The following is a 21,557-nucleotide window of genomic DNA, read 5'->3' on the forward strand; positions in this document are numbered from 1 at the left end:
TTGCATATTCTTAAATTTAGAAACTCAAGCGAAATTTATTACTTTTAGGTAATATTAAAATATATGAGCTTAACGCACTTTAATTCTAAATTCAAATCGCATTTAGAATTATTTAACACCAGTCCCTATTTGTTTATTGGCTCTGGATTATCACGACGATATTTACAACTACCAACTTGGTATGATCTGCTGGAGGAGTTTTCTAAGAAATTAGAACTACCTTATGAATTTGGCTATTATGCTTCTCAAATTGAGGGTGATCTACCAAAATTAGCTTCAGTTCTTGCTGACGAATTTCATAAGATTTGGTGGACTTCGGAAACTTTTACAGAAAATCGAAAAAAATATAATAAGGAAGCACAGCTTAATACACAACAACCATTCAAAATTGAATTAGCGCTTTTCGTTTCTGGACGAGGTATCTTGGATGTGCAATACAATGATGAAATAGAATTACTTAAATCATCTATAATTGACGGAATAATCACCACCAATTGGGATGATTTTACAAACAATTTGCTTGATGGTTTTGAGATTTTCGTTGGACAGTACCAACTGTTATTTTCTGACAATACTGCCATTGGAGAAATTTATAAAATTCATGGCTCCATAACTCAACCAGATAGCATTATAGTTACAAAAGAGGACTATATTTCGTTTCATAAAAAAAATCAATTTTTAGCGGCAAAGCTATTTACAATTTTCGCTGAACATCCTATTATCTTTTTGGGATATTCCTTATCTGACTCAAACATTATAGATATTTTAAATTCTATAGTTGAGTGTGTTGATAATCAAAATATAGAAAAATTGAGAGATAGGTTGATATTTGTAGAATGGAATGCAGAATATGGTGATCCTCAGATACTTGATGGTAATATTGTTATTGACAAGCTTCCATTGCCAATTAAACACATAAAACTCAATAGCTTCGTTCCTCTATTTAAGATACTAGCGACTTTAAAACAAAGGTTGCCTGTAAAAGTACTTCGAAAATGCAGGACTGCGGTATACGACCTTGTGAAGACTAGCAATCCAGTAAAAACAATGCTCATTGGTGACTTAGAAAATATTAATGATGATGACGATATACAATTTGTAATCGGAGTTGGTGTGGCAAGCCAGTATTCTGAACATGGCTATCTCGGCATATCAAATGATGATATCTTCGAGGATATAATTTACGACAATAAAGGGTGGGATTTTGAAATCGTTATCAAAGATGTTATACCGAAATTATTGAAGGGAAATACATATTTACCTCTGTACAAATATCTTCGTCAATCTGGAGAATTAGATGATAATGGACAATTGTTTGAATCTGAAAGATTTGAGGCCAAAGTAATTAAAGCAGTTAGAGATAACAATGTTAAAGTTTATTATCCAAAAGGTATTAGTTATTTAAGACGACATGCAGAAGTTAGAGATGCCTGTACGGGGGTAAACCATGTGATTGAAACTTATGGTAATAAACACGCATTCTATTATATTCCATTTTTAAAAAGAGAAAATATTGATTTAGACGAGTTGTTGGAATTTTTAAAAGAAAATTATAGTAATGACACCAAAAAACTAACTGATTTAAAAAAAATTATATGTTTTTATGATTATCTCAAATATGGATTGCAGCTAGATACTAAGTCCTCTATTGCAATGCTGGATATTGCCGCAGTTGCACAAACTCAACAATAATTTTTGTAAATGAAATTAATTAACAACCAAGAAACATTACTTCTCGAAGAAATAAAGGCTGTAATACATCCAGAATCTGAAATATTTATTTGCAATTCTTACAATTCAATAAATGCACTTTTCGCATTAATTAATCAATTTCAGTCAGTAAAAAGGGTATCTGTTCTATTAGATACTGATATTGAAAAAGACCAAAGATTTTCCTATGATAATCTTGAATGGGCAGAATACCTAAATTTAACTGGCAGATATAATGCGGAACTTGTATATAATCTGGTAAATGAAAAATTTGAAGTCCGCCATGGAAAGGCTGGTGGACAAAAGTTTATTCTTGTTAAAAATGGAGAGAAAATCTATTGTTTCTCAATCGTTCCTCAAGACTTAAATCTACAAACTCTTGGGTTAGTTAAATCTGATTTTCCTATCGTAACTAGCTTTTTTGAAGATGTGGGCAATCAATTTTATACCTTATTTGATCAGGCTTGGAAAAGTAGCGATAAAGATTTAAAAGCTCAATTACTTATTCAAATCAAAAAAGCAGGACAATTTTATTCACCAGATGAGCTTTATAAGTTTAGTTTGTTTAACATATTTCAGAACAAGACTATTGATGAGATATCTGAACAAAGAATTAATAAAATTGGATTTAAGCACACCCTTATCTGGAGTATGCTTTACAATTTTCAACAAGATGCTGTTTTAGGCGCTATTGACAAGATAGAAACTTTTGGTGGGTGCATTATTGCTGATAGCGTTGGTTTAGGCAAAACATTCGAGGCTTTGGCAATTATGAAATATTACCAAATGCGTAACGATCGTATTTTGTTATTATGCCCAAAAAAACTGCGTGATAACTGGATGGTTTATAGTCAGAATGATATTCGTAACATACTCGCAAAAGATAGATTCAATTTTGATGTATTAAATCACACAGACCTTTCAAGAGAAAATGGGTTTTCTGGTGATATTAATTTAGGTACTGTAAACTGGGGCAATTATGATTTAATTGTAATTGATGAATCACACAATTTTAGAAACAACCCTCCCCGTAGGGAAAGCATTACACGCTACCAAAGATTAATGGACGATGTGATTAAAGCTGGTGTTAAAACAAAAGTTTTGATGCTTTCTGCTACGCCTGTAAATACCAGAATGAATGATATTAAAAATCAAATTTCATTCATTACCGAACAGAATGATAATGCTTTTGAGGAATATGGAATTAAGAGCATCGACCAAACTTTAAGGCAAGCACAACAACGGTTTAACGGCTGGCTAAAAAACCGAAAAAATGAAGATTACCAGAGAGATTCCCTTATAGATAGTTTGGACGGCTCATACTTTAAAATTTTAGATTTACTAACTATTGCTAGGTCTAGAAAGCATATCCAAAAATATTACGACACAAAAGATATTGGACAGTTTCCAGAAAGACTTAAACCGATAACAAAATATACCGACTTCGATACACAGGGTACTTTTCCAACTATCGATATTGTAAACAACGAGTTAAATGCGCTAAACCTAAACTTTTATTCTCCCCTTTCATATGTTCGAGCAGATAAGAAACAACGTTACGAAGATAAGTATGATATAACTACCGCTAACGGTAGTGTTTTTAAACAGGTTGAACGTGAGAGTAGTTTAATACACTTAATGCGGGTTAACTTGTTAAAGCGCTTGGAAAGTTCTGTTCATTCGTTCCACTTAACTTTAGAATCTCTTCTGCGACAAATTCAATCACTGTTATCAAAAATTGAACATGCAAATAGCAATGCATTTTTTGAGGAAGATTTAGATATTAACGATATTGATTTTGATGATGAGTTATTAGAAGATTTAGTAGTAGGTGGAAAAATCAAAGTTTTACTTCAAGATATCGATTTGATACGATGCAAGGAGGATTTAATTGATGACGAAAAAAGAATTCTCAATCTACTAGCCTTAACTAAAGTAATAGATGCCGACCGAGATGCTAAGTTAGGTGAACTAAAACAACTCATCGTTGATAAAATTAACAACCCCCTAAATCCAAACAATAAAAAAGTAATTATTTTTTCAGCCTTTGCCGATACAGTTAAGTACTTGTACGACCAACTTTTTATCTGGTTATATAAAGATTTAGGGTTGTTTAGTGCACAAGTTACAGGTGGAGATTACAACAAAACGAATCTTCCAGATTGTAGACCAGACCTCATATCGATTTTAACTAATTTCTCTCCCATATCAAAGCAAAAATCTAGTTCAACTTTAATTAGTGTAGGTGAAATTGATGTCCTTTTTTGTACAGATTGTATCTCGGAAGGGCAAAATTTACAAGATTGCGATTATCTAGTTAATTATGATATACATTGGAATCCTGTAAGGATTATTCAGAGGTTCGGTAGAATAGACCGAATTGGTTCCAAAAACAACCAAATACAATTGGTTAACTTTTTTCCAAATGTAGATTTAGATAACTACATTGATTTAATTGGCAGAGTTAAGGGTAGGATGCAGATGCTTGATGTATCTGCGACCGGAGACGATAATATCATAGATGAAACCGCAGGTCAGAATCAAGATTTAGAGTATAGGAAAAGGCAGTTGAATCAGCTGAAAGACCAAGTTTTGGATTTAGAAGATATTGAGGGGGGTATTAGTATAACCGACCTTACTTTTAATGATTTTAAAATAGATGCTGATAGATTTACCTCTCACGAAAAGGAATATTACGCAACACTTCCTAAAGCCATTTGCTCTATCACAGACGCCAATATTGAGGATGCACCCAGTGGTGTAATCTTTTGTTTACGAGAGGTGAATGCGAACGTTGAGAATGCGTATGCAAATAATGCGATATATCCTTTCAGCTTATGTTACATTAATTTAGAAGGAGAAATTTTTATTCCAGCAAATCATCCTAAAAGATGCTTGGATTATTTTAAGAAGCTTTGTTTAGGGAAAGCAGAGCTGTTGCCAGAATTGATTAACAGTTTTCAAAAAGAAACTAATAAAGGCAAAAACATGGAAGTTTATACCGCATTGCTTAAAATTGCGATGACCCATTTGAATGGTGTAGATGATGAAGTTGGTTTAGATAGCTTGGCAATGCCAGGAGGATTAAAATTAACCAATCGTATTATTGCCAATCGTTACGAATTAATATCGTTTTTAATTATAAAATAAATGGATTTATGGAATAGTATATTGCAATTACCAAGTCGTTGTTTGTTAAATAAAAAAATAACAAAGGCGTTTTTCAAACGTAATTTTGATTTAACAGTTGCTGAAAAAACGCTATTGGATAAGCAAATTGTAACTACAGAGTTGTTCGGTTCCCTAAATCCTGAAAATACAAATATCAATTTATATTCAGCAGACGACATTAGTTATAATGAAATTGTAATTGTTATTGCAAATATTGCTAATGGTAATTTCGAAACTGACCACATAAGAGTTGCAGAATTAATACATAAACATATTCCTTATGCAATTTTACTTTGTGTTTTTAATGATGAGCAGATGGTTTGGAGCACTTTTGAGAAACGAATAAATCAAAAAGATATCAACAAAAGAATTATAGCCCAACGACATTTTACAGCAATAATTCCTATACACGATAGAACAGCATTACAGCAAGATTTTTTAAATAGCCTAGCATTTAGTGGTTTAAGAAAATCAAATCTATATGAACTTTATAACAGTTATACAGAGCGTATTTTTGCGTTGCAAGCCAGTTACCTAAACAGTACATTTACAGTTCGAACAAAAAGTAGAACTCAGCATGATATGCTTTTGTTAGATAAAATTGCCAAACTACAACAAGAGATTGAAAACTTGACTAATACGGCAAAAAAAGAAAAACAATTAAATAAGCAGGTTAATTTAAATCTGCAAATACAGAATAAGCGTTCAGAAATGGCGCAATTGGAATTACAAATCGTAGCCGAATAATGATGGAGAAAATTACCGCCCAACATCCCGATAGCCAAAGTTTAAATGTGGTTAACGAAAATATTGAAAAGCTGAAAGCACTGTTTCCAACTATTGTAAAAGAGGGAAAACTGGATGTAGAAGAGTTGAAAGCATTATTGGGCGATTATGTGGAAACCAATGAGGAATATTATCGCTTTACTTGGGCAGGTAAAGCAATGGCAAGGCAAGAAGCCAATAAACCAAGCACAGCCACCTTGCGACCAAACAAAGCCGAAAGCAAGGATTGGGATACCACAGAAAACATTTTTATTGAGGGCGATAATTTGGAGGTTTTAAAACTTTTGCAAAAAAGCTATGCCAACCAAATTAAAATGATTTACATAGACCCACCGTATAACACAGGTAAAGACTTTGTTTACAAGGATAATTATGCAGATAACTTAGGTAATTATTTGGCTTTAACAGGGCAAACGGATGAAGAGGGAAAAAAGTTAAGTACCAATAGTGAGACCGATGGGCGCTATCATAGTAATTGGTTAAATATGATTTATCCGAGGTTAAAGTTGGCTCGAAATCTGTTAAAAGAAGATGGGGTTATCTTTATCAGTATAGATGATAATGAAATTCAAAATTTACGTAAAGTTTGCGATGAAGTTTTTGGAGAAGAAAATTTTATTGAGTGCATAACGTGGAATAAAAGAATTCCAAAAAATGATAAGGGCATTGGTAATATTCATGAATACATTTTAATGTACGTTAAAGATTCCAAGGTGCCACATGAATTCTTGATGAAAAAAGATGGGTTAGTAGAGATTGATGAATTACTTCAAAAATTAAAAAGTGATGGAATTCCATTGCAAGAGGCTGAAAAAGAAATAAAAAAATTATATAAAAGAAAAGGTTACGACCGTGGCATAACACTATATAATTCATTAAGCGATGATTATAGATTATGGGGTAAAATTAATATGAGTTGGCCAAATTCTGATACTTATGGGCCAAGATATGATATAATTCATCCTGCCACTAAAAAAGCAGTAAAGGTGCCCGATAGAGGCTGGAGATGGAAAGAGGAAACTTTTGACCTCGCAAGCAAAAGGATAAATGGAGAATATTCCGACATCAAAATGTTACCAGATGGAAGTTATGTTTGTGGACGAATTTGGTTTGCTAAAGATGAAAAAACACAAACAAGTTCTATTAATTTTTTAGATGAGGCGGATAGGTTTTTACTACGTTCAATACTTTCAACTAAAAGTAATGGTGGCATAGAAGTAGAGAAAATATTCGATGGTAAAAGTTACTTTTCATATCCAAAACCATTAGACTTATTGGATACCTTAATTGACTCTGTACAATTTAAAAGCAAAGAAATAGTCTTAGATTTTTTCGCTGGTTCTGGTACTACTTCACACGCTGTGATGAGACTGAATTCGGAAGATAAGATTGATAGAAAATGGATTTCTGTTCAACTTGATGAGCCGACAAGGCATAAAAACGACAAAGGAATTTGGAAAGAATCAGAAGCGTTTAAAGGAGGGTACAAAACGATTTCAGATGTTACAAAAGAACGTATCAGACGAAGTGGCGAATTAATTAAACAAACCAAAAAAGAAGATTTATTTGCTACAAATGATTATGTACTTGATATTGGTTTTAAAGCTTTTAAACTAGATAGTAGCAATATAAATGCTTGGGATGGAAGTGTAGAAAACTTTGAGCAGAACTTATTTAACTCAGCAGATAATATTAAAGCAGAGCGTACAGAAGATGATGTTTTGTACGAAATTCTGTTGAAAAATGGATTAAACTTAACCTTGCCAATTGCCACCAAAATTATTGCAGATAAAACGGTGTATAGTGTTGGTGCAGGTGCATTATTTATTTGCTTGGCAGATGGTACAACCACAAACGTTGCAGAGGGCATTGGTAAATGGAAAGAAGAGCTAGCACCAGTAACCTGCAAAGTAATATTTAAAGATAACGGCTTTAGTGATGTAGATAAAACAAACTCCATCCAAATTTTAAAACGCTACGGCATAACCGAAGTAAATAGCATATAAAATGAAGATAAAATTTGAAGGAGAATTAGATTATCAGCAAGATGCTATTAATGCTATAGTTGATATATTTAAGGGACAGGAAATCTGCAATTCTAATTTTACGGTTTATTCTCCAGCCTTTCTGGCGCAACAGAAAAACTTAGAATTCAATCAAATTGGTTACGCCAATAAGTTAGCTTTAACGGAGGGGCAAATAGTAGAGAATGTACAAAATATTCAGTTACGTAATGGCTTAAAACCATCATTAGCAAATGAAATTGATAGAAGTCATTTAGATTTTTCTATTGAAATGGAAACTGGCACTGGTAAAACTTATGTGTACTTACGTACTATGATGGAAATGAACCGCAAATATGGTTTTACCAAATTCATTATTGTTGTACCATCAATTCCTATTAAAGAGGGTGTATTTAAGAGTTTACAGATTACAGCATCGCACTTTGCAGAGCACTATAACAATATACCGTATAAATATTTTATATATGATAGTTCGAGATTAAATGACATTAGAGATTTTGCTACAAACGACCAGTTGCAAATTATGGTTATCAATATTGATGCTTTTAGTAAGAGTTTCGAAAATGAAAGTGATGCAAGCAAAACAGTAAATATCATTCATCGCTACAATGATAAATTGGGCTATAAACCATTACAATTAATTCAAGATGCGAAACCAGTAGTAATTATTGATGAGCCACAAACCACATTAAGCACACCTATCAGAAAAAAAGCGGTTAAAAACTTAAAGCCGTTGGCCATTTTAAGGTATTCCGCAACGCATAAAACAGATGATAAACCAAACCAAATGTATAAGCTGGATGCTATAGATGCTTACAATAAGCAATTGGTTAAGCAAATAGAAGTAGCATCGGTAAAAGTAGATGGAGGAGCGAGTAGTGGGGCTTATATTAAGTTGTTATCTGTTCAAAATAAAAAAGGTATCTCAGCCAAGATGGAGGTTAATGTTCTCATAAATGGAGATATCAAACCAAAAACCGTTGAACTGAAAAAGAATGATGATTTACTGCAAACCACTAAAATACAAGATTACGAGGGCTATTTTGTAAATGACATTTACACACAGGCTGGAAATGAATATGTGGAGTTCCTTAACGGAACAATCCTCAAATTAGGAGAAATTATTGGCTCTGTGGATGATGGTTTAATAAAGCGAATGATGATACGCAAAACCATTGAGGAGCATTTAGATAAAGAACTTGTACTTAATCCTAAAGGCATTAAAGTTTTAAGCCTGTTTTTTATCGATGCCGTAAAACATTACCGTCAATATGATGAAGATGGAAATAAAAAGAATGGCGACTATGCAGTAATGTTCGAAGAAGAGTATGTGAAAACCATAAAAAAACCGAAATACCACTCACTTTTCAATGAGTTAAAAGATGCTCAGAATGAGGTTAACGACATTCATGATGGTTATTTCTCTATTGATAAAAAAGCAAAAGCTAGTAACAAGAAAGAGAAATTCGAATACTTCAAAGATACAAGTGGCACCGTTTCGGCAGATGAAAGCACTTATAATTTGATTATGCGGGATAAGGAAAAGTTGTTGAGTTTCGATTCCAAACTTCGATTTATTTTTTCTCACTCTGCCTTAAAAGAGGGCTGGGATAATCCAAATGTATTTCAAATTTGTACATTAAAGGAGGCTGGAAGTTCAGAAATTCGAAGAAGACAGGAAATTGGAAGAGGATTACGTCTAGCTGTAAATCAAGATGGTGATAGAGTTAAAGGTTTCGATGTGAATACACTTACAGTAATGGCGAGCGAGAGTTATGAAGAGTTTGTAGATAACCTACAAAAGGAAATGGAGAAAGAAACAGGTATTGTTTTCGGCTTACTTCAACCTCATAGCTTTAACAATATAACGGTCGCAATGGAGGGTTCAGAGCCCGTGTTTTTTGGCCAACAAGCATCAGAAAAATTGTTTGATTTCTTAATGCTAAAAGGCTATGTAAATCCAAAAGGTAAAGTTCAAGATTTATTAAAAGCAGATTTAATTTCAAACAATGTTGATTTGCCAGAAGATCTAGCAGAGCATGTAAAAGCTCAAATCATCTCGACACTAAAACAAACTGCTGGCAAATTAGAAATTAAGCGAAACGATGAAAAACAAACTATTAGAGTAAATAAGCAGGTTTTATTAAGTCCCGAGTTCAAAGAACTATGGGATAAAATTAAATATAAAACCACTTATGCTGTAGAATTTGATTCTGAAAGCTTAATTAAAGCTTGTCAAAAACAAATTAATGAAATAACAGTTAACCGAGGCAAGCTCACTTACGAAAAAGCACTTGTTAAGATTGACCATGGAGGTTTATTGGCAGAAGAGCCCAAAACAGATTATGGCATAATTAATCAGGATGTTTCTACACTACCCGATATTGTAAGTTATCTGCAAAATGAAACCCAGCTAACAAGAAAATCAATAGTAGAAATTTTAAAAGGTTGCTTAAGTCTAAAGTATTTCAAGGTAAATCCACAGAAGTTTATTGAGGGTTGCATAGATATCATTAATGCTCAAATGCGCTTACACATTGTTGATGGTATTGTGTACTCAAAAATCGGAGAAAATGAAGTTTATAGTCAAGAACTATTTGAAAACGAACAGTTAACTGGCTATTTAAAATCAAATATGCGCTCCAGTAGCAAATCCCCTTATGAATATGTGGTATATGATAGTGGTGTAGAATCAGAGTTAACATCGGAATTTGAAAGGAATACCAATATTAAGGTTTATGCTAAATTACCATCATGGTTTAAGATAGATACACCTTTAGGTATGTATAACCCTGACTGGGCTGTTTTAATTGATGTAGATGGTAAAGAAAGGTTATACTTTATACTGGAAAGTAAAGGGGCTATGGGATATGAGTTTTTAAGACCAACTGAGCAAGGGAAAATTGAATGCGGTAAAGCGCATTTTAGGGAGCTAGCTAGTGATGGTTCAAATATTAAAATGGAACATGTGTCTACTATGGAAGATTTTATAAATAAGGCTTTGGTTTAAAATGATTCAATAACATTATAAAACAAATAATTGCTGTTGGAAACTACTGTTATACTTGCTTGAATGTTTAATTCTAAATTCATAATAAGTTGTACATTCCCGCATTAGTACAATGGCGTCATAAATATATTGTTCAAGCAATAATATACCATCATCTCCTAAAAATCTATAATTCTTATGTTCTCTAACACAATATTTGATATACGGATTCTTTGCATGAATGTATTCTCTTACATCTTTTGGGAAACGGTCATAGATTAATTCATTTATGGTATCTGGTGCTATCTGTGGTTTTCTATATGCCTTTTGCTGTTCTTCGGTCCAACTTAACAATCTCCCTAGTGCAGGGAAGAATTCAGCGAATTTAGGTTCATGATCCTGAGGGTATTCAGCAAGCATCCGTTTTTGAGCTAGTTTCTCCTCATAAATAGAGGTTATCCTACCATTAATCAACTGAAACTCTATTTTTTCTCTGACAAGTTTTGCATCATAATCAACTTTAGCTTTTTCATCTGCTTGTTTGGTTACAAAATTTAAAATAGCTTGCCTGTTAGCAATCTCTTGTTCCTTAATTAAAAGATTGATTTCTTTTTTCTGATCTTTCTCCTCTTTTGATTTCATATAATTAGCTATAAATACTGCTTTCTTTTAAAAACTTAACATGTTCCGCAATTGGCTTTGAACTTAACCATGGATTTTCAATTTTCTCTAAAAACTCTTTAAATTCCGGATTTTTCTTTTTTGCTTTAATCCAAGCTTTTTCATCGTCTTTTCCACTATCAAAGGCATAATAGGTGTATATAAAACTTGGATGTACATTATTCTCTAGGGCATACTTTTCAATAAACTTAGAATTCGAAATGTGTGGCCTTACTGCTTGCGACTTCTCTGTAGCGAAGAGAAATTCTCGTGCAAAATGATCAGCTTCTTTTTCCTTTTCAGATACTGCTAAATCTTGAAGTTCTTCATTTGATATGTGGTATCCATTCTGTTTAATCTGCCCAAAGTCAAATAAAACATGTGATATTTCATGGCAGAGTGTATGCCATAGGGTAGTATAAAAACCCCTGTAATCAGTAAGTACAATACATGGTTTTTCGCTAATCGAAAGCGTAGCGCCCCTTAAATGTAGTGCAGGTAATGAAGATTGATAAAATACTGTCAAGCCTAATCTATATAGGTTGCTAATTACGTTAATTAAACCCTTTTCAATATTGACTGACTGCCATCTAATTTCTGGAATATATTTGATTAAGGCATCCTGATTATAGGGATATGGATTATTTATTTCGTTAAATGCTTCAATAGCCGAATTGATCCAGAAACCTCGACTATAAATATTCTTAGGCTGAATTACTCCAGCACTAAAAGCTACATCTCTTGAAGGTAGTTTATATTCGAAAATCGACTTGAATCCGAAATGTGTATTAATTTTTTCTTCAATTTGTCTGTAATCAGTTATATCATTGATAAAGCCCGCCCGCTTCAATGTTGCCAAATCAAAATTTTCGTTTATAAAATCGATTTTGTCTTTTGGATAGTTTTTATCAAGTGAATTGAAGTATAAGCTGATCACTCTATCTTTTGGCAATTTCAGGAAATTCGCAATTTTGATAAAGTTTACAACATCAACAAGCTTACTTGTGCCATACAGAATTCCATTCAATGCTCGATATTCCATATCCAACACCTCTAATGCTTTAGTCGGAGGTATGTCCAATTCCTTAAGTCTTTTACTGAAGAGGTCTGCTAAATTCTCTGTTGGAAATAGCGTATTCAAGAGATCGTCAACGTTAAAACTGTTATTATTTCTTGGCATGAAAAATTTAATTGTAGAATTACAATTGTAAAGTTAAGCTATGTCTAGGTTCAAAACAAGTTTTATTGAAAAATAAATTGTAATTCTACAATCTATTTTTCAATTAGATTCGTTCTGCCTTAAAAATCACTTATTCAGCACTTAGAGGCGGCCAAAAACGCCCCTGTCTATCCATTTAAAAGATAAACAGGGGGGTGTTAGAGAATGGTTTGTAGTACCTTTGCTAATAATTGATGAAGCTATAAATCTTTTAATAATGGGAACACTAGTGAATTACAGATTTGACAGTGTTACTCGAAAGATAATATTAAAATAGTATTGGTGGATTGACTTAGTACACTTCTTTAACTATTTTCAAAGCTGCTTTATATGCGGCTTCATTATTTTTAAAAGTCCTGTTATAAAAGTAAAATACGGCAATACTATATTTGGCTAGTTCGAGGAAGATAAAATCGTTTAAGGTATGAAAAAAGTAATCTGATTTATTGCTCGTCTTAAATATCACTAGAGAATTCAGAGATCCCAACTTGTCTTTAACGCTTAAACGATACAGTGTTTTTCTAATTTCTGTTAACACTTTACTTGGTGAATAATCTTTATTTGGGAGTGGCATATAAATAGGGAAATCTTTTAAATACGGAATGTGAACTGCATTTTTTGGGCTCAAAAAGCGCTTGTTAATATTCATTATGTGAAATTTATAGTCGATGATCTCCAGCCAAAGGATTATATTTTGCAATTCTTGATTATTAAATGAAATGTTCTCTGGGTCGAAGGCGCCAAATAAGGTTTGTATTTTTCGCTCTAAATAATTTAGCAAAACGGAATTGCATCTTTGGCAGGCTGGAATTGTTGACTTATTATAAGTTTGGCTCTGACCGTTTAGGGTAATATTAAAAAAACGTTCTGTATCATTCTGAAAAGTCCATCGCGGTAATATATGTTCTTTTGTGATGGGCTCAATGGAACCGCAAAACATACAAATAGGACTTTCTGGTTTTACTGCCTTGTCACTTTCTCGCCTAATGTAATTATGATCAATAAAATCCATCACGGTCTTAATATTCTGTCTAATTGACTTTCGGAGTATTATGAGTGGTTCATCAGACATATTAGGTATTGAGAGGTTTAATTTTTAACTCCACGAATTGCTTTTTCGCAATATACTTCAAGTTAGAAGTACCTTTTTCCAACTCAAAGCAAGCCTGGTTAAAACCATTTAGAAGAAAAACTCTGTCAAAGTCACTATTTACTGGCGAGGTAAGCGAATGCTCATTAACTTTAAAGCCAGAAGACAAATTTGCATCGCCAAATACCAATAACAACCAACACTCATTAATATTAGCATTTGCTTTATATGCTGGTAACCTCTTTTTCTTTTTTTCAATCCCAGCAAGAACCATCTTTGTAAAATCATTTCTAACAAAGTAATCTTGGTTGTATTTTATTGATAGTGGTTCATTGGAAGGCTGATAGCTAAATGCCTTGACATGTTTAGGGGTAACTAAAGCCTTGCCTTCGATTGCAGAAGCCATAAAATCCGCTAATTCGGTAACTATTTTTGCTGTGTTGGCTTTAATAGATTTATCATTGAAATCCCTGAGAGATTTACCATCATATAACTTGTAATCTGTATCCAAGGTTAGATTGATGACACCATTCAGCTTAGGTGAGCTAGTTAAGAGGATTGATAGGGTACTATTTAGATATTTCTTCCAGATCTCAGCAATGTATGCTTTATCCTTGCCAACTTCCAGTCTTGTGTGTTCTAATCCTATAATAACTTCAGTAGATTTTAGGATAAAGTCTGGAATTTCTGTTGGTGTGATATCAAATTTCAGTTGCGTGGTGTACAAGAATTTTCCTAAACTTATCAGTTCATCGTCTTTACTTTTTTGGCCAGTGCTGTTTTCCTTACCGAAATAGTCCTTAATAATTTCTTTTACCTGAATTTTGGATTCTGCAATTTGTTGCTCACCTAAAAGAAATTCTTCTCTGTCAATTCTCAGCGGATCAATCCCATAAATTTCTGCTGTCAGTCTTATTCTTTCGTCTAGGCTGGCATCGTTAGAAATGGTTTTACTGGTTATTTGGATAAGCGGAGATGTAGGTTTCCCTAGCATAGTTTGTACAAAGTGGTCAATAAATGGTTGCTTTTGTTCCGCTGGAAGGTCGTCAAGCACTTCTATAAAATTCTTAGCCATAATGAAAATTCAATTGAATATAGGAAAAAAGCCTGAATTCTCTTTTTGTGAAATTGCTAAATCTATTAAAATATAAGCTGTAATTTTATTTCTTAGGCACCAAATTATAATATTGCCACATTCTTTTTTCCATTATTTCAATTTCCTTTAAAAGCTCATTTACTTTCGCGCGTCTAACATATATATAATCTCTTGGATCAAGTATTTCCCAATTAGAATAATTCGGCTTGTATTTGTGAATTGGAACAAACACCGTTGTATCTTTTATAAATTCATTGGGGCTATACCAGTATTTAGTCGTCCTATCAAAAACCCATTTACGTTGATCCTTTGCATCCTTATTAAACAATCAGCGTACAAAAATATTGCCAATGATCGAATTCCAAAATTAACTGCATTTACATTACTCAATAAGTATTAAGAAAATGCAATAACCACATTTTAGTTCAATAGTGAAGATATTTTATAGAGTTTTAGCTAATTACAATAGTTTTTTATTTCTTTATTACTAATATTGTTAGTAATTATTCTTGTTTTACCAAAATCCTTCGCTAGCTTTGTTGTTCATTCTAATTTATGAATACTTCAAAGCACATCATCCACATGGATCAAGATGCTTTTTTCGTGTCCGTGGAGGTCAGGAAAGATCCATCTCTGATTGGTAAGCCCGTTATTATTGGCGGTACTGCAGACCGTGGGGTGGTTGCTTCATGCAGTTATGAGGCTCGTAAATATGGGGTACATTCTGCAATGCCATCCCGAATGGCAAAACTTTTATGTCCACAAGCTATTTTTGTTCGCGGGAATATGGATGAATATTCAAAAGCTTCACTCGAAATTACAGACATTCTTCGTGAACGAGTGCCGCTGATTGAAAAAGCGAGTATAGACGAACACTATATTGATATGACGGGCATGGACCGTTTTCATGGTGTAATGAAATATGCACATGAATTAAGGTCGTTAGTTATAAAGGAAACTGGCCTACCAATTTCTTTTGGATTATCTGTTAATAAAACGGTTTCTAAAATGGCGACCAATGAGTGCAAGCCAAATGGGGAATTGAATATAGAGCAGACTAACGTACTCCCGTTTTTAAATCCATTATCAATAAAAAAAATACCGGGCTTGGGCGAAAAGACCTTTGTAAAATTATCAGATATGGGTATCAAGAAGATTATCAATCTTTCGCAAGTTCATCCTGATATGATGGTTTCTGTATTAGGTAAAAACGGATTGGTACTTTTAAACAAAGCAAAGGGAATAGATAATTCACCTGTTATCCCTTACACCGAACAAAAAAGCATCGGTACGCAAAGTACATTTAAAGCAGATACGATTGATGTGGAAGCCATCAATCAATTATTCGCTGCAATGGTTATGGACTTAGGTTTTGAACTGCGTGAGAAACAGAAATTAACTGCCTGCGTAACCGTGACCATACGCTATTCCAATTTTGAAACGGTAACAAAACAAGCCATGATTCCTTACACGTCCTTAGATCAGGTTTTACTAACCAAAACTAAGGAACTCTTCAAATCCCTTTATTCAAAGAGAATGCTTTTACGATTGGTAGGGGTTCGTTTTTCACACCTTGTTTCTGGTTTTGAGCAAATGGATATGTATTCCTCTTCTAAGGAAGCCTATTCGCTTTGCCAAGCAATGGACAAGATTAGAAAGCGGTTTGGAGTTGGTTCCATTTCTTTAGCTTCTACATTAAACCTCGATATCTAATACCATGTACATCAATGTCCACTCACAATATAGTTTGCGGTATGGCACTATGTCAATCGAAAAGATTGTTTCGGAGGCTATTGGATATGGTATTACACAGTTGGTGCTTACAGATATTAACAATTCAACTGGCGTAATGGAGTTTTTTCGTGAATGCAGTGCCAAAAATATAAAGCCCATTGCTGGTATAGAGTTCCGAAGAAATAAGCAATTGTTATTTATAGGGATAGCCCGAAACAAAGAGGGCATGAAAGAACTTAATGATTTTCTAACCTACCATAATTTGGAGCAATTAGATTTACCAGATGTTGCTCCAGCCTTTCTAAACGCAAATGTCGTTTATCCGTTTGGTTACGAAAGTAAGCTTCGTTCCAATGAGTATCTGGGCATCCATTTTTCGCAGTTACACGAATTATTCAATGTAGATATCTCGTTAATACGAACTAAGTTGGTGGCTTTGCAACCCGTTTTTGTTGCTGATAAAATCGAATACAGACTGCACGAATATTTGCGGGGAATTGATATGAATACCTTACTCACGATGGTAGAGCCGATGGACAAATGCCGGTCAACCGATATGTTTCTTAAGGCTGGCGATATGGAGTCTAAGTTTAGCAAGCACAGTTTTATCTTGGATAATACCCGCTCCATGATGAATGATTGCGTAATGGATTATCCTTTAGGAAGGATTAATCTAAACCGCAAAACATTTACCGGTTCAAAGAAAGATGATAAGGCATTACTAGAGAAACTTGCGTCGAAAGGTACAATTTATCGCTATGGCAGCAAAAATGCTGAAGCCTTAAAAAAGGTTAAAATTGAACTCAAGGTAATTGTCGATCTTGACTTCTGTGCGTACTTTCTAATTACTTGGGATATCATCAGGTATGCAAAAGATCAGGGCTATTACCACGTGGGTAGGGGCTCTGGTGCAAATTCTACAGTAGCCTATTGTTTGGGCATAACAGATGTTGACCCGATTGAATTGGACCTTTACTTTGAACGATTTTTAAATGCAGAGCGAACTTCTCCGCCAGATTTTGACCTTGACTTTTCTTGGGATGAGCGAGAAGATGTACAGGATTATATATTTAAGAGGTACGGACGAGAGCATACCGCGTTGTTGGGAACCATGTCAACATTTAAAGATCGTTCTGTAATTCGCGAAATTAGTAAAGTAATGGGGTTACCCAAATCCGAGATTGACGGTTTTACCGACCCGTCACGAGCATCTATCAATCGTGATAATGCAACTTTTAAAAAAATCACTGCCATTTATAACCTGATGCAGAATATGCCAAACCAGCGAAGTATTCATGCAGGCGGGGTATTGATCTCGGAAGAACCGATTACTTATTACACTGCATTGGATTTACCACCAAAAGGAATGCCGACGGTACAATGGGATATGTACGAAGCAGAGAAGATTGGTTTTGATAAATATGATATTCTTTCACAACGAGGTATTGGTCACATTAAAGAGGCCGTTCGGCTGATTGAGATTAATCAGCAGCGCAAGGTAGATGTTCATAAGGTAAAAGAGCTGATTAAAGATGAGAACTTAAATGACAGGCTGAAAACAGGGAACACCATTGGCTGTTTTTACATTGAATCTCCGGCAATGCGACAATTGCTGACTAAACTTACCTGCGACAATTATTTAACATTGGTTGCGGCAAGTTCCATCATCAGACCAGGGGTAGCTAGTTCTGGAATGATGAAAACCTATATCCAAAATGCGCATCATCCTAGCGGTGTAAATTATCTGCATCCAATAATGGAAGAGAAGTTGAGCGAAACCTATGGCGTGATGGTTTACCAAGAAGATGTAATCAAAATCTGCATACATTATGCTGGGATGGACGGAACAGATGCCGACATCCTTCGAAGAGGGATGAGTGGAAAGTATCGTTCGAGTGCTGAATTCGATAGGCTGGTTATTAAATTTCATGAAGGAGCAGCATTGCTTGGCCGACCAGAAGAAACCACTAAGGAAGTTTGGCGTCAAGTATCGTCTTTTGCTGGTTATAGTTTTTCAAAGGCACATTCCGCAAGTTTCGCTGTTGAGAGTTATCAGAGCCTATTTTTAAAAACCTACTATCCGAAAGAGTTTATGGTAGCTGTGCTTAATAATTATGGCGGTTTCTATTCAAGATCGTTATATGTGCATGAACTTCAACAAGCTGGTGCTAACGTTTATTTACCATGTGTAAATAATAGTTTTGGTGTAGTAGCAATCTATGGTGATGACTGTTATTTAGGGTTTATAGGTATTCAGGGTTTCGAGGGAAAGTATATAGAGGTCATCACTGAGGAACGGAAGCTAAATGGCGTTTTTGTTTCTTTGGAAGATTTTGTGAAACGTAGCGAAATTTCATTGGAGCAATGCATTATCCTAATCAGAGTAGGAGCATTACGTTTTACTAAAAAAAGCAAAAAGGAAATGCTTTGGGAAGTACATTTACTTTTTGGTTCAAAGGTACGGCCAAATAAACACGCTGAACTTTTTGCCATAGAGCATAAGGATTATTCCATGCCAGAACTAGTTAATACCACCTTAGAAAACGCTTACCATGAACTGGAATTATTAGGATTTCCATTGTCTTTATCTATGTTCGATTTATTGAAAACAGATTACCGCGGCGATTTTACGGCAAGCCAATTAATGAGTTCGGTAGGGAAGACCATCAGGATTGTAGGCCTATATGTTACCGAAAAAACCGTAATTACCAAGAATAAGAAAAAAATGTGGTTCGGGACATTTTTAGATCCTCAAGGAAACTTTTTTGATACCACTCATTTCCCAAATTCTACACCTACATACCCTTTCAGAGGAGCAGGTTGTTACCTTATAGAAGGCAAAGTTGTGTTAGATTTCGATTTCCCTTCAATTGAAATTATACGTTTTGCCAAGCTGCCAATTAAACAAAATCCTATTTTGGATTAGTTATGTACATGTAGGAAAGGATCTATTTACAAGAAATTAATATAATGAGGCCATACTCCAATTGTAAGCTCCCCTGTTTTTCAGACCATTCAAAAGTATAATTTTGTCCTCAAATTTCCTGCAATAAATCTACAGGAGATTTGAAGTTCAATGCCTGGTGTGGTCGATGGTAATTGTAATCCACCATCCATTCCTCCACTTTCTCCCTTACATCATCCAGGGAGTGAAATATGTAGGCATTTAACAATTCTCTTCTGATGCTTCCATTCAATCTTTCAATATATGCGTTCTGTGTTGGCTCTCCTGGCTGGATAAAAACTAGTTCAACCTTGTTTTCCTTTGCCCATTCATCCAACTTATGCGAGATAAACTCCGGCCCATTATCCATTCTTATTTTTTTTGGAAGCTCCCTATATTGTTTTAGCTCATCCAAGGCTCTTATAACTCGCAATGCTGGAAGTGAATAATCTATCTCCATAATAAGCATCTCTCTGTTATAATCATCAGCGATGTTCAACAACCTAAATTTCCTTCCATTCCAAAGCGCATCACTCATAAAATCCATGGACCATACCTCATTTACCGTTTCTGGCACGAATAAGGGTTTTTTGACTCTTTCTGGCAGCCTCTTCTTTGCCCTGCGGCGGATATTAAGCCTCATTGAGGTATAAATCCTATAAATCTTTTTATGGTTCCATTTAAGCCCTTTTCGACGCAATCGGTAGTAACACTGCCAGAAGCCTATGGAGACGTGCTTTTCAACAAGAAGTGAAAGTGCATCAACTACTTCACTATCATCCCGTCGTTTATGTTGATAATAATGTTTGCTTCGGTTCAATCCAACGCATTTACAGGCCTGACGATGGCTTATCCTTTTTACCATTTCATCAACTAAATCCCTTTTCTCGTCAGGCGTTAAAGCTTTTTTTCTACAGCCTCCTTGAAAACTTCATGCACGAGGCTAAGATTCGCATACATTTTCTTTAAACGTGCATTTTCTTCTTCCAGCGCCTTTAATTTCGATAGTTCTTTGACTTCCATTCCGCCATACCTTTGGCGCCATTTGTAAAAGGCTGCAGTGCTAATTCCTAACTCTCTGCAGAGATCATGCACGTTTTTGCCGCTCTCATGTTCCTTGATTGCTTTTACAATCTGGGATTCCGTAAACTTGATTCTTTTCATATTACCAATTAAAATTAATAGTTTTTCTAATAGCCTCGCTGCGCTCGGTCTAGAATTCTACTTTTAACTGGTCTGGATTTTGGGAAGTGCACACAATTCAAGATAGCCTCATTATTTCATTACGTCCCATTACGACAATATGCTACCAAAGTTTAACCAATTTTTCAATTAAAGAGATGTCAGTTGCATCTACTGATAGTTTTACGCCAGAGGGATATTCTAGCGTTATCTCTCTTTTTGCGAAATCATCATTATTGTTTGATGTATAATTGTCCAATCTTGGTTCTTCAGTCTCTACCCAAAAATCTTGTTTGGCGTTTCCAGAATTAATTTTGGCATTTTTTGCAATTAATGCATTTTTTCGATGGTGAAAATCTTCTTCTAAACTCTCCTCAACAACGCCCTTGGTTGTGATTGATAATTCTGAAAGTAAATCTGGTTTGCCGTTTGTGATGCGCCAGTATTTTGAATATGGACGTTTTGGGAAATTGACAAGCCATGCAAGAAGCTCAAAGTTTCTTTCATGAGTTTTGAGGTTCCTGTTTATGAAGTTGCAAAGCGGCTTAAATTTATCGACGTCACATTTCTTAACTGCTAAATCTGTAAGTTCTTTATCAAAAGGTAATTGAAGAAATTCTCTTATTACCCGCTTATCTCCATTGTCGCATCCGGCATTGTACAGTAATCGAAACTCGTTGCGGAGGTTGGCACAGGTAGGTATCATTAGGTTAGTTGAGAGCTTACCTAATGCTTTTTTTTTTCGTAGAAGTTCAACACTTCTGATCTGTATATTTCTATCATAGTTAAAACATTAGATATTAAATCTACAGGAAATTCCTAAATCAAAGGCTTATTGATTTTAAATTTATGAAGATTACGGGAAACCGTAAATTTGAATTTATCATCCTTTATACCTTTATCAATATTTAATCATCCTGATAAATATTTCAATTTACTAAACTCATTATAT

13 protein-coding genes are annotated in these 21,557 nt (G+C 34.4%); 7 read left to right on the plus strand and 6 right to left on the minus strand.

The features are described from left to right. The first annotated feature begins 63 nt into the window (after nucleotides 1-63). From AC07XU_RS11510 to AC07XU_RS11530, 5 genes are read left to right on the plus strand one after another with little or no spacing between them, the layout of a single operon-like run. Nucleotides 64-1,692, plus strand: a complete 1,629-nt coding sequence (locus tag AC07XU_RS11510; RefSeq protein ID WP_494943765.1) for an SIR2 family protein — start codon at nucleotides 64-66, stop codon at nucleotides 1,690-1,692. Between the two features lie 9 nt (nucleotides 1,693-1,701). Further along, nucleotides 1,702-4,860: a helicase-related protein gene (locus AC07XU_RS11515; RefSeq protein ID WP_494943766.1), complete on the plus strand. Its 3,159-nt coding sequence runs from the start codon at nucleotides 1,702-1,704 to the stop codon at nucleotides 4,858-4,860. After that, nucleotides 4,861-5,628, plus strand: coding sequence for a DUF4391 domain-containing protein (locus AC07XU_RS11520; RefSeq protein WP_494943767.1), 768 nt, complete (start codon nucleotides 4,861-4,863; stop codon nucleotides 5,626-5,628). It abuts the gene before it with no gap. After that, the gene (locus AC07XU_RS11525) at nucleotides 5,628-7,673 is read left to right on the plus strand and encodes a site-specific DNA-methyltransferase (protein ID WP_494943768.1); all 2,046 of its coding nucleotides are present in this window, start codon (nucleotides 5,628-5,630) and stop codon (nucleotides 7,671-7,673) included. The genes AC07XU_RS11520 and AC07XU_RS11525 overlap by 1 nt, the downstream gene beginning before the upstream one ends. A 1-nt stretch (nucleotide 7,674) precedes the next feature. After that, nucleotides 7,675-10,701: a type III restriction-modification system endonuclease gene (locus AC07XU_RS11530; RefSeq protein ID WP_494943769.1), complete on the plus strand. Its 3,027-nt coding sequence runs from the start codon at nucleotides 7,675-7,677 to the stop codon at nucleotides 10,699-10,701. A 15-nt stretch (nucleotides 10,702-10,716) separates the two neighbouring features. Here AC07XU_RS11530 and AC07XU_RS11535 read toward each other — a convergent pair whose 3' ends face one another. From AC07XU_RS11535 to AC07XU_RS11550, 4 genes are all read right to left on the minus strand, one after another. After that, nucleotides 10,717-11,322 (minus strand): P63C domain-containing protein, encoded by a 606-nt coding sequence (locus AC07XU_RS11535; protein WP_494943770.1) that lies wholly within the window; start codon nucleotides 11,320-11,322, stop codon nucleotides 10,717-10,719. Nucleotides 11,323-11,326: 4 nt separating this feature from the next. Further along, nucleotides 11,327-12,520, minus strand: a complete 1,194-nt coding sequence (locus AC07XU_RS11540) for an ImmA/IrrE family metallo-endopeptidase (protein WP_494943771.1) — start codon at nucleotides 12,518-12,520, stop codon at nucleotides 11,327-11,329. Between the two features lie 331 nt (nucleotides 12,521-12,851). Further along, complete coding sequence (locus AC07XU_RS11545) at nucleotides 12,852-13,571, minus strand: hypothetical protein (protein ID WP_494943772.1); 720 nt, start codon at nucleotides 13,569-13,571, stop codon at nucleotides 12,852-12,854. A 61-nt stretch (nucleotides 13,572-13,632) separates the two neighbouring features. Next, complete coding sequence (locus AC07XU_RS11550; protein WP_494943773.1) at nucleotides 13,633-14,724, minus strand: hypothetical protein; 1,092 nt, start codon at nucleotides 14,722-14,724, stop codon at nucleotides 13,633-13,635. A gap of 576 nt (nucleotides 14,725-15,300) precedes the next feature. Between AC07XU_RS11550 and dinB the strand changes: the two genes are divergently transcribed. Next, on the plus strand, nucleotides 15,301-16,458 hold the full coding sequence (dinB, locus tag AC07XU_RS11555) for a DNA polymerase IV (protein ID WP_494943774.1): 1,158 nt from the start codon (nucleotides 15,301-15,303) through the stop codon (nucleotides 16,456-16,458). A 4-nt stretch (nucleotides 16,459-16,462) separates the two neighbouring features. Then, the gene (locus AC07XU_RS11560) at nucleotides 16,463-19,405 is read left to right on the plus strand and encodes a DNA polymerase III subunit alpha (RefSeq protein ID WP_494943775.1); all 2,943 of its coding nucleotides are present in this window, start codon (nucleotides 16,463-16,465) and stop codon (nucleotides 19,403-19,405) included. A 109-nt stretch (nucleotides 19,406-19,514) separates the two neighbouring features. Here AC07XU_RS11560 and AC07XU_RS11565 read toward each other — a convergent pair. Continuing rightward, nucleotides 19,515-20,587 (minus strand): IS3 family transposase gene (locus AC07XU_RS11565; RefSeq protein ID WP_494943776.1). Its coding sequence is split into 2 segments (ribosomal slippage): nucleotides 19,515-20,326 and nucleotides 20,326-20,587, totalling 1,074 coding nucleotides; the frame shifts between segments, so codons are not numbered across the junction. 142 nt (nucleotides 20,588-20,729) lie between these two features. Continuing rightward, a complete protein-coding gene (locus AC07XU_RS11570) occupies nucleotides 20,730-21,311 on the minus strand; it encodes a hypothetical protein (protein ID WP_494943777.1) in 582 nt (193 codons plus the stop codon). Nucleotides 21,312-21,557: the final 246 nt, after the last annotated feature.

It is taken from the genome of Pedobacter sp. GW456-11-11-14-TSB4 (assembly GCF_059424425.1).

Excerpts from the sequence above, each read along its gene's own strand:
- AC07XU_RS11540 (WP_494943771.1), bottom strand. The coding sequence starts at position 12,520 with ATGCCAAGAAATAATAACAGTTTTAACGTTGACGATCTCTTGAATACG.
- AC07XU_RS11530 (WP_494943769.1), top strand. The coding sequence starts at position 7,675 with ATGAAGATAAAATTTGAAGGAGAATTAGATTATCAGCAAGATGCTATT.
- AC07XU_RS11510 (WP_494943765.1), top strand. The coding sequence starts at position 64 with ATGAGCTTAACGCACTTTAATTCTAAATTCAAATCGCATTTAGAATTA.
- AC07XU_RS11515 (WP_494943766.1), top strand. The coding sequence starts at position 1,702 with ATGAAATTAATTAACAACCAAGAAACATTACTTCTCGAAGAAATAAAG.
- dinB (WP_494943774.1), top strand. The coding sequence starts at position 15,301 with ATGAATACTTCAAAGCACATCATCCACATGGATCAAGATGCTTTTTTC.
- AC07XU_RS11560 (WP_494943775.1), top strand. The coding sequence starts at position 16,463 with ATGTACATCAATGTCCACTCACAATATAGTTTGCGGTATGGCACTATG.
- AC07XU_RS11535 (WP_494943770.1), bottom strand. The coding sequence starts at position 11,322 with ATGAAATCAAAAGAGGAGAAAGATCAGAAAAAAGAAATCAATCTTTTA.
- AC07XU_RS11550 (WP_494943773.1), bottom strand. The coding sequence starts at position 14,724 with ATGGCTAAGAATTTTATAGAAGTGCTTGACGACCTTCCAGCGGAACAA.
- AC07XU_RS11520 (WP_494943767.1), top strand. The coding sequence starts at position 4,861 with ATGGATTTATGGAATAGTATATTGCAATTACCAAGTCGTTGTTTGTTA.
- AC07XU_RS11525 (WP_494943768.1), top strand. The coding sequence starts at position 5,628 with ATGATGGAGAAAATTACCGCCCAACATCCCGATAGCCAAAGTTTAAAT.
- AC07XU_RS11570 (WP_494943777.1), bottom strand. The coding sequence starts at position 21,311 with ATGATACCTACCTGTGCCAACCTCCGCAACGAGTTTCGATTACTGTAC.
- AC07XU_RS11545 (WP_494943772.1), bottom strand. The coding sequence starts at position 13,571 with ATGGATTTTATTGATCATAATTACATTAGGCGAGAAAGTGACAAGGCA.